General features: G+C 70.2%; 7 protein-coding genes. 1 reads left to right on the forward strand and 6 read right to left on the reverse strand.

Annotated features, from left to right (window positions below):
• From NBX02_RS21105 to NBX02_RS21130, 6 genes are all read right to left on the reverse strand, one after another.
• A partial coding sequence (locus tag NBX02_RS21105; protein WP_250292684.1) for a metal ABC transporter permease occupies nucleotides 1-819 on the reverse strand: 819 nt, incomplete at its 3' end.
• Nucleotides 820-1,767 (reverse strand): metal ABC transporter permease, encoded by a 948-nt coding sequence (locus NBX02_RS21110; RefSeq protein WP_250287251.1) that lies wholly within the window; start codon nucleotides 1,765-1,767, stop codon nucleotides 820-822.
• A 216-nt stretch (nucleotides 1,768-1,983) separates the two neighbouring features.
• Nucleotides 1,984-2,820 carry a metal ABC transporter ATP-binding protein gene (locus tag NBX02_RS21115; RefSeq protein WP_250287252.1) on the reverse strand — a complete coding sequence of 279 codons (837 nt, stop codon included), beginning with the start codon at nucleotides 2,818-2,820 and terminating at the stop codon, nucleotides 1,984-1,986.
• Between the two features lie 309 nt (nucleotides 2,821-3,129).
• A complete protein-coding gene (locus NBX02_RS21120) occupies nucleotides 3,130-4,098 on the reverse strand; it encodes a metal ABC transporter substrate-binding protein (RefSeq protein ID WP_250287254.1) in 969 nt (322 codons plus the stop codon).
• A 589-nt stretch (nucleotides 4,099-4,687) separates the two neighbouring features.
• Nucleotides 4,688-5,086 (reverse strand): PPOX class F420-dependent oxidoreductase, encoded by a 399-nt coding sequence (locus NBX02_RS21125; protein WP_250292686.1) that lies wholly within the window; start codon nucleotides 5,084-5,086, stop codon nucleotides 4,688-4,690.
• 368 nt (nucleotides 5,087-5,454) lie between these two features.
• Nucleotides 5,455-6,231: an SDR family oxidoreductase gene (locus NBX02_RS21130; protein ID WP_250284974.1), complete on the reverse strand. Its 777-nt coding sequence runs from the start codon at nucleotides 6,229-6,231 to the stop codon at nucleotides 5,455-5,457.
• Between the two features lie 98 nt (nucleotides 6,232-6,329).
• On the opposite strand from NBX02_RS21130, the gene NBX02_RS21135 reads away from it, so the two are divergent.
• Nucleotides 6,330-6,755, forward strand: coding sequence for a winged helix-turn-helix transcriptional regulator (locus NBX02_RS21135; RefSeq protein ID WP_250284976.1), 426 nt, complete (start codon nucleotides 6,330-6,332; stop codon nucleotides 6,753-6,755).
• Nucleotides 6,756-7,862: the final 1,107 nt, after the last annotated feature.

Raw genomic sequence — 7,862 nt, forward strand, 5'->3', positions numbered from 1 at the left:
GCGGCGGCGGGACGGCGTCCCGACGGCGGGCGCGAGCAGCGCCGACAACGCGAAGACCCCCGATGCGGTGAGCACGATCGCGCCACCGGCCGCCACGGACCACTGCCGGCTGACCGCCAGGCCGATAACGCCGCTGGCGGCCCCGAGGGAGACCGAGAGCACGGTCATGCCCCGCACGGTGTCGCACCACAGCCTGGCCGTCGCCGCCGGCGCCACGATCAGCGCGACCGACAGGATCGTCCCCACCGCCGGCACCGAGGTCACGATCGTCGCCTCGACCAGCAGCAGGAGGACGACATCGAGCCGGCCGGCCGGATAGCCGGCCGCGACGGTCGCGTCCCGGTCGAAGGCCCCGAAGACAAGCTCCTTGGACAGCAGCGCGAGAACCACCAGCACGACGGCCGCGACGATCCCGGAGGTCACCAGGTCGTCGGCCTGCACGGTGAGGATGGATCCGACCAGATAGGCGGTGAGGTCCCTGGTGAACCCCGACTGGGCCGACAACAGCAGCACCCCGAGGGCGAAGCTGCCCGACAGCACGACGCCGGTGACGCTCGTGCTGTCACCGCGGGCGGACAGCGCGGCCACGGCAAGAACCACCAGGAAGCCGAAGACCCCTGACCCGAGGTAGAGATTGATCCCCAGGATCGCCGCGAGCACCACCCCCGGGAAGGTGGCGTGCGTCATGGCCATCGTGAAGAAGCTCAGCCGCCGCAGCACCACGTGCACGCCGACCGCGCCGCACAGCGCGCCGACGAGCACCGCCTCGACCAGGGCACGGCGAGTGTAGGAATCCGACAGCAGGTCCAGGGCGGCCATCTACCGGACGCCTCCGCCCACGTGGGCCTGCCGGGCAGGCCGGTCGGCCGGGAGCCCGTCGACGTCCGCGACCTCGTCCGGCAGCCGCGCGCCCCGCCGCCAGCGGCGCCGGACGAGCGGGCCGACGCCCAGCGCGAGCAGGTAGAACACGACCAGCGCGAGCACGATCGTGGCGCCCGAGGCGAGCCGCACCCCGTGGTTGATCGACGCCTCGTAGCTGGCCGCGAGCCCCAGCCAGCCGCCGAGCACGCCGAAGAGGACCGCGAGCCCGGTCACGACCAGCAGCCGGTCGGAGAGCAGCCGGGCGGCGGCCGCCGGAACGACCAGGAGCGCGATGCTCAGAATCGTCCCGACAGCCTTGACCGCGGCGACGACGACCAGAGCGATCATCAGGTTCAGGACGAGGTCGAGCAGCACCACGCGGTAGCCCATGGCCCGCGCGGTCTGCTGGTCGAACGTCCGCAGCAGCAGTTCCTTGCGCAGCGCGTACAGCACCAGGCCGACCACCACGGCCACCACCGCCGTCTGCGTGATCTGGGTGGAGTCGACGGTGAGCACCCGGCCGAACAGGAACGTCGTCAGGTCGGCGGTGTAGGACCGCTGCCGCGACACGAGCACGACCCCCAGCCCGAAGAACGAGGTCAGCAGGATCGCGAGCGCGGCGTCCTGGCCCACCCGCGCCCTGGCCGCGGCGACGGTGAACAGCACCACCGCCAGGACCGCGAAGACCAGTGCCCCCGGGACGATCCCCGACTGCCCCGACACCAGGTAGCCGATGACGACCCCGGGGAAGACGGCGTGGCTGAGCGCGTCCGCGAGAAAGGCCAGCCGGCGCAGCACCACGAACACCCCGACGCCCCCCGCGAGCGCACCGAGCAGCAGCACCTCGACCAGCGCCCGCCGCATGAACGGCAGCGCGAACGGATCCAGCAGCAACCGGCTCAGCACCGCGGATCCCCTGCCGGGACGCCGCCTGCCGGGACGCCGCCTGCCGGTGCAGCCGCCGCCGGCCCTCTTGCCAGCGGCCCTCCCGCCGGCGGACGGCTCGGGAACGGGTGGCCCGCCCAGGTACGGCTCATGCCGGCTGATACGTAAGCCACCCGGTTTACCCCTATTTGGGGTGATACCGAAGGCATCCGAGGTACTGACCCGTGGACGGGTGGCTCACGGCTGGGCAACGATGACACCTTCGCCCCGCAGCTCGAGCGCGGCGCTGCCGTAGGCCGCCCGCAGCCGCTCGGGGGTGAGCGTCGCCGCGGTCGGGCCGAAACCGAACTGGTGCCGGTTGACCAGGCAGACGTCGTCGCAGGCCAGGTGCGCCAGGGACAGGTCGTGGGTGCTGATGACAACGGTGGTGCCGGCCGCGCGCAGACCGTCGATCGCTGACAGCAGCGCCTGCTGGGAGAGCGTGTCCACCCCGTTGAACGGCTCGTCCAGCAGCAGCAGCCTGGGCCGCTGGGTCATCGCCCGGGCAAGCAGCACCCGCTGCCGCTGGCCGCCGGACAGGGTGCCGAAACGGTCACCACCGCGGTGGGCGAGCCCCACCGCGGCCAGCGCCTCGGCGGCGATCAGCCGGTCGGGCCGGCGCGGCCGGCGTACCCAGCCGATCTGGCGGTAGCGGCCCATCAGCACGACCTGGCCGACCGAGACCGGGAAGTCCGGATCCAGGGTGTCGGCCTGCGGGACATAGGCGACGTCCTGACGGGCCCGGACCGGTGTCCGCCCGAGCACCTGGATGCGGCCGCGGACGACCGGGACGAGCCCGAGGATCGCCTTGATCAGGGTCGACTTGCCGCCCCCGTTCGGGCCGATGAGGGCGACCATGTGCCCCGCGCCCACCACCCCGTCCACGTCCTCGAGGACGGGCACCCGGCCGTAGGCGACGCTTGCGCGGTCGAAGACCACTACGGGGGAGAGACCGTCGTCGGCGTCCACGGGAGCTGTACCAGCGTCGACGTCGGCACCGCCGTCGACCTGGGAGCCGACCACCTGTTGCTTCACTTCACCATGCCTCACCGCAGGCCCTGGCGGACCATGCCTCACCGCAGGCCCTGGCGGACCATGCCTCACCGCAGGCCCTGGCGGACCATGCCTCGCCGCAGGCCCTGGCGGACCATGCCTCGCCGCAGGCCCTGGCGGCCTGTCGCGGTTCACAACTTCAGCAGCCCCGTTCTTCAGCGGCCCCGCTCCAGCCCGCCTCAGGATCCTCAGGCCCGCGTCAGGTCCCACCTCGCCCCCCTGCCAGGCCCCCGTGCCAGACCCCCATGTCAGCCCCGTGTCAGCTCCCCTGCCAATGCCCGTGTCGACGCATCATTGCAGCGCATCGACGATTGTCCTGGTGTTGTGCTCCTCCATCCGCAGGTAGGTCGCACCGTCCGAGCCCTGCGGGCCGAGGGTGTCGCCGTACAGGGAGCCCTCACCCGCCACCACCTTGACGCCGGCCTCCCGGCCGATCGTCTCAGCCGTGTTCGGCGGCAACGACGACTCGGAGAAAACCGCCCTGGCCCCGGTAGTTCTGATCTTCTCCACAAGATTGTTGATGTCGCGGCCGGACAGCTCCGCCGACGTGTCGAAACTCGGGATGATCGACCCGACGAAGGTCAGCTGGTACCGGTCGATGTAATAGCCGAACGCGTCATGATTGGTCACCAGCTTGCGGCTGGCGGGAGGCAGTGCGTCGATCTGCCGCCTGATGTCGGCGTCGAGCGCGTCGAGCCTGCCGTCGTAGGCGGTACGGTTGGCCTGGTAGGCGGCGGCCCCAGCCGGGTCCGCGGCGGCGAACGCCCGCTCGATGTTGGCAGTCATGATCTTGACGTTGAGCGGGTTGTGCCAGATGTGCGGATCCCCGTCCTTCTCCTCCTCATCGCTGCCCGGGCGGATCCTCACACCCTGGCTGGCGTCGACCCGGGTGCCCTCGAAGCCCGCGGAGGAGATCGTCTCGTCGAGCCACTTCTCCAGGCCGACACCGTTGGCCACCAGCACGTCGGCCTCGCCGACCGCCTTGACGTCGGCCGGTGAGGGCTCGTAGTCGTGCGGGTCGACGTTGGGCCGCAGAATCTGGGTCACCTGGACCCGGTCACCGCCCACCGCCCGTACGAAGTCGGCGACCTGGGTGGTCGTCGCCACCACCCGCAGCTTGCCCGGCGGCGCCGCCGACGCGGGCCCGTCGTCATCGCCGGAGCCACAGCCGGCGACGAACAGGGCGAGCAGCGCGAGCAGCGCGAGACCGACAACGCGGTGGACGTTGACGACGCCTGCGGACGAACGAATCCGGGACATACGTGGGACGGCTCCATCCTGGGGACGACGACCACGTAATGGAAACGGTTTCCGGTTCGGGTGTCAAATCGAACCGTCACCCCTCTCCCGGGCATCACCCCTCTCCCGGGCACCAGCCGCCTTCCCGAGCATCAGGCCGGCATTTCCTGACGCACAACAAACGTATGATCACTAAAAGCAGCCACGCGAAGTTCCTCCGGAGCGAGCGCCGTCCCCGCGACACATGGCCCCAGGGCACGTGATCCCAGGGCACGTGATCCCAGGGCACGTGACATCCGCGGCGTATGGCCCGACGACGCGCGGCCGGCAGCAGGCCGTCCGGCCGTTGGCGCAGCCCCTGCCAGGCCCACCCCGGAATCACACCTGAACAGCCGTGAATCCGTGCGCCGGCCGCACCGCGGCCGAACGGGCCGGGCCGGTGGCCCCGGAAAACAGTTCACCGGGCCCGGCCAATTTCCGGATTTCACTTCCCGCCGGGCAGATGTTTCCGGACGCGTTCGTGACGGCGCGTCCGGAAAACATCCGAAAGGCCTCTCCCGGCCGGTTAGTTAGGGGACGATGTCGAAGCCGTACGCCCGGCCCGCGGCCGTCATCGGCCGGTGTTGTGGATGATGTGCCGTGGCTCCACCCGGACCGTGATCCGCTGTTCGTCCGGCCGGCGGAAAGGATAGCTGTCGACGCCGAGATACTTCTTCGCGAGCCGGTCGATGACGGCGTCGGCGCCGTCGGCCTCGAGACGGGCCGTCCCCGAGACGCTGACCAGGTGGTAGGCGTCGTCCGGGTCGAGCACACCGATCGAGATCCGTGGATCCTTACGCAGGTGCCGTTCCTTGGCCCGGCCGACCGCCGTGTTGAAAATGATCTCGTCGCCGTCCGCGTCGACCCAGACGACCGTGCTGTGCGGCGCCCCGTCCGGACGCAGGGTGGTCACCCAGGCATGCACCGGCCGGCTCAGCAGATTCCGGGCGTCCTCGTTGAGTGTGGCCATCAAGTTCCTCTCCGCTCGACATCGAGGTCAGGCTCAGGATAATCCCAGGCGTGCCGAGAAAGTTTCCGGCCGGAACCGGGGCACGCCCGGGACCCGGCGCCTGCCGGGCAAGCCGGCCGGAAAGCAGAGCGGAATGCCCAGAAATGCTTCCGGTGACCGGGGAAATGGCCGGGTGACCGGAAAACGGCGGCCGGACGGATACCACCCGGAGCGGACAAGCGGGACCGTGGCCGGAACAGGCCCGGTCGTACCCTGTCGTGCGGCCGCGCGAAGACTGTCCGGCCACCTGGCGGCTCGGCCGCCTGAAGAACGCGTCCCGAAGCACGCTTCCGCGCCCGGCTTCTCCGGGAAGACAGCTCCCGCGGACGTCACGCGGTGGACGACGGCCCGCCGACCAGCACGCCGAAGCCGGCGTCGACGCGGATCAGCGCTCCCGTGACGCCGCGCATACCCGCGTCAACGGTCTGCGCGATCACCACGGCGATGTCCTCGGGCTCGAGCACGCGTCCCAGGACCGAGTGGGCTGCGAGATGCTTCTCGCGCTCGGGCGTGAAGATCGCCGCGGTCGCCTCGGTGCGAACCGCGCCCGGGGCGACCGTGTTGACCGTGACCCCGTGTGCCGCCGCTTCCGCGGCGACATGGCGGCTGAAGGTGTTCAGCGCCGACTTCGCCGTCGAGTGGGAGAGCCTGCCGGACCCGACATAGTCGGCGGCGCTGCTGGAGACGTACACGATCCGGCCGCCACGGTGGCGCATCGCGGCCAGTACACGCTGGGTGACGAAGAAGGCCCCGGCGAGCTCACCGCTGACCTTGTCGATAAAGTCCTTCCACGCCAGGGACGCGAGCGGGCCGAACGGTGGGGCGACGGTGTTGGCGTTGCAGACCAGCACGTCGATGTGGCCCCGGTCAGCCAGGACGCCGTCGACCATCCGCTCGACCTGAGCAGGATCACAGACATCGGCCTGGACGCACTCGGCCGTCGCCCCCACGGCTTCGATCTCGAGGGCAACCGCGCGGGCGGCATCGGCGTTGCCCCGGAAATTGATCACTACATGGTAGCCGCGACGGCCCAGCTCACGGGCTGTCGCCGCGCCGATGCCACGGCCTCCACCGGTGACCAGCGCCACCTCGCGTGATCCACTCATCGCGCCTCCATCCCAGGACTCCGGCACGGGCCCCCGCTACCGCCCCTCCAGTAACCAGAGTATAGGGGCTTACTTTTAGTAAGAAGCGATACCCGAGTATGCTTTGCGGCGTGCCAGTGCGTCCGCAGCCCCCCGAGAGCCTCCCGGACGACGCGGCCGACGACGCGTTCCGCAGTGACTGCCCCGCTCGCGTGGTGCTCGACCATGTCACCAGCCGCTGGGGCGTACTGGTCCTCACCGGGCTGGCCACCGGCCCGCTCCGGTTCCACGAGCTGCGGACGAAGATCGAAGGAATCAGCGAGAAGATGCTCTCCCAGACCCTGCGCACCCTTGTCCGGGACGGTCTGGTCGAACGCGCGGTGGAGCCCTCGTCCCCGCCCAGGGTCAGCTACAGCCTCACCCCGCTCGGCGAGGGGCTGACCCAGCCTCTCCAACACCTGTTCATCTGGATTCGGGACCACGCCCGGCTGGTCAGCGCCGCGCAGGAGCGCCACGACGCGCGATCAGAGGGCCAGCCCGGCTGAAAGCCGCGTCCGGAGGCGGGCTGCCCGGCTCCTCGCCCCGCCCCGCCCCACCCCGCCCCGCCCCGCCTCACCCCGCACCGCCCGGCTCCTCGCACCACCCCGCCCCGCAGCGCACCGTCAACGGCTCGGAGCGGCGAGCCTTCTCGTACGGGCATCCATCCGGGCCCGACGTGAACCTTCTTCCCGCATCCGAACAAATGCCGCGAGTAGCAGCCTGCCGAGCGGACAGTCCCGGACACAACGGGAACGCGACATCGCCGTCCACTGTCAGATAGGCGACAGCTTCCAGGAAGGTACCCGGAAGACAGCCGTTGATTACTCGGTAGTCACTCCAGGTAGTTCTAACACGACTCCTAGTAGCCATCGCGTAAAGTTGTCAGCAACTGTTACCCTGAGTAAGAGATTGGATCCAGTGAGCGGTTGATTTGGCGCTTATCAGTTCAAGGAGCGGAGATGCGCTGGGGTCAGGGGGCAGCGGGCCGGAACCGGCGAATCGGGCCGCGGACTCCCGCGGTGGCCACGAGAGCACACCGCCGGCCACGGACGAAGCGTTGGGCGGCCGGCTGCCGCGTGTCCAGGACAGCCGGCCGGCGCGCGGCCGCCGATCGGGGCGCGTCCAGCGGATGCAGGCCGACGCGGCCGGCGATCCGGCCGGTCTCCCGCACCGTGGTGGGCAGCGGGGCCCCCAGGTGGCATGACCGGGGATCAAAGACGACGTGACCGTGCCTCCCGACGTGACCGTGCCTCCTTTGCGCCGCCGGAGACCGAAAATCCCCGGTTCACCGAGCGGGAGCGCCCGCGAACATGGCATTCGATCAGTCAGCGGCGACCGGGCGGAAATCTCCACAAACCGATTTATCCGTATACAGACACGCCAGGCCGACATCGACCGTGACCGGGACCGGCGCCTGGCAGCGACCGAATGCTCCGCACTCCAGAAAGGACCACATGACAACACTGACGGAGCGAGCTGGCCGACCGAGCCGAGCCGCCCTTCTCGCTGACACCGCCACCGTTCGCGGCCGCACCCGGCCGTACCTTGTCGGCACCGCCGTGGCCACCCCGCCACGAGTCGCCCAGGACGACCTGTGGGAATTCTTCCGCGAC

This window comes from Protofrankia sp. CiP1_Cm_nod1, from assembly GCF_920888515.1.
In the GTDB taxonomy this organism is placed as follows: Bacteria; Actinomycetota; Actinomycetes; order Frankiales; family Frankiaceae; genus Protofrankia.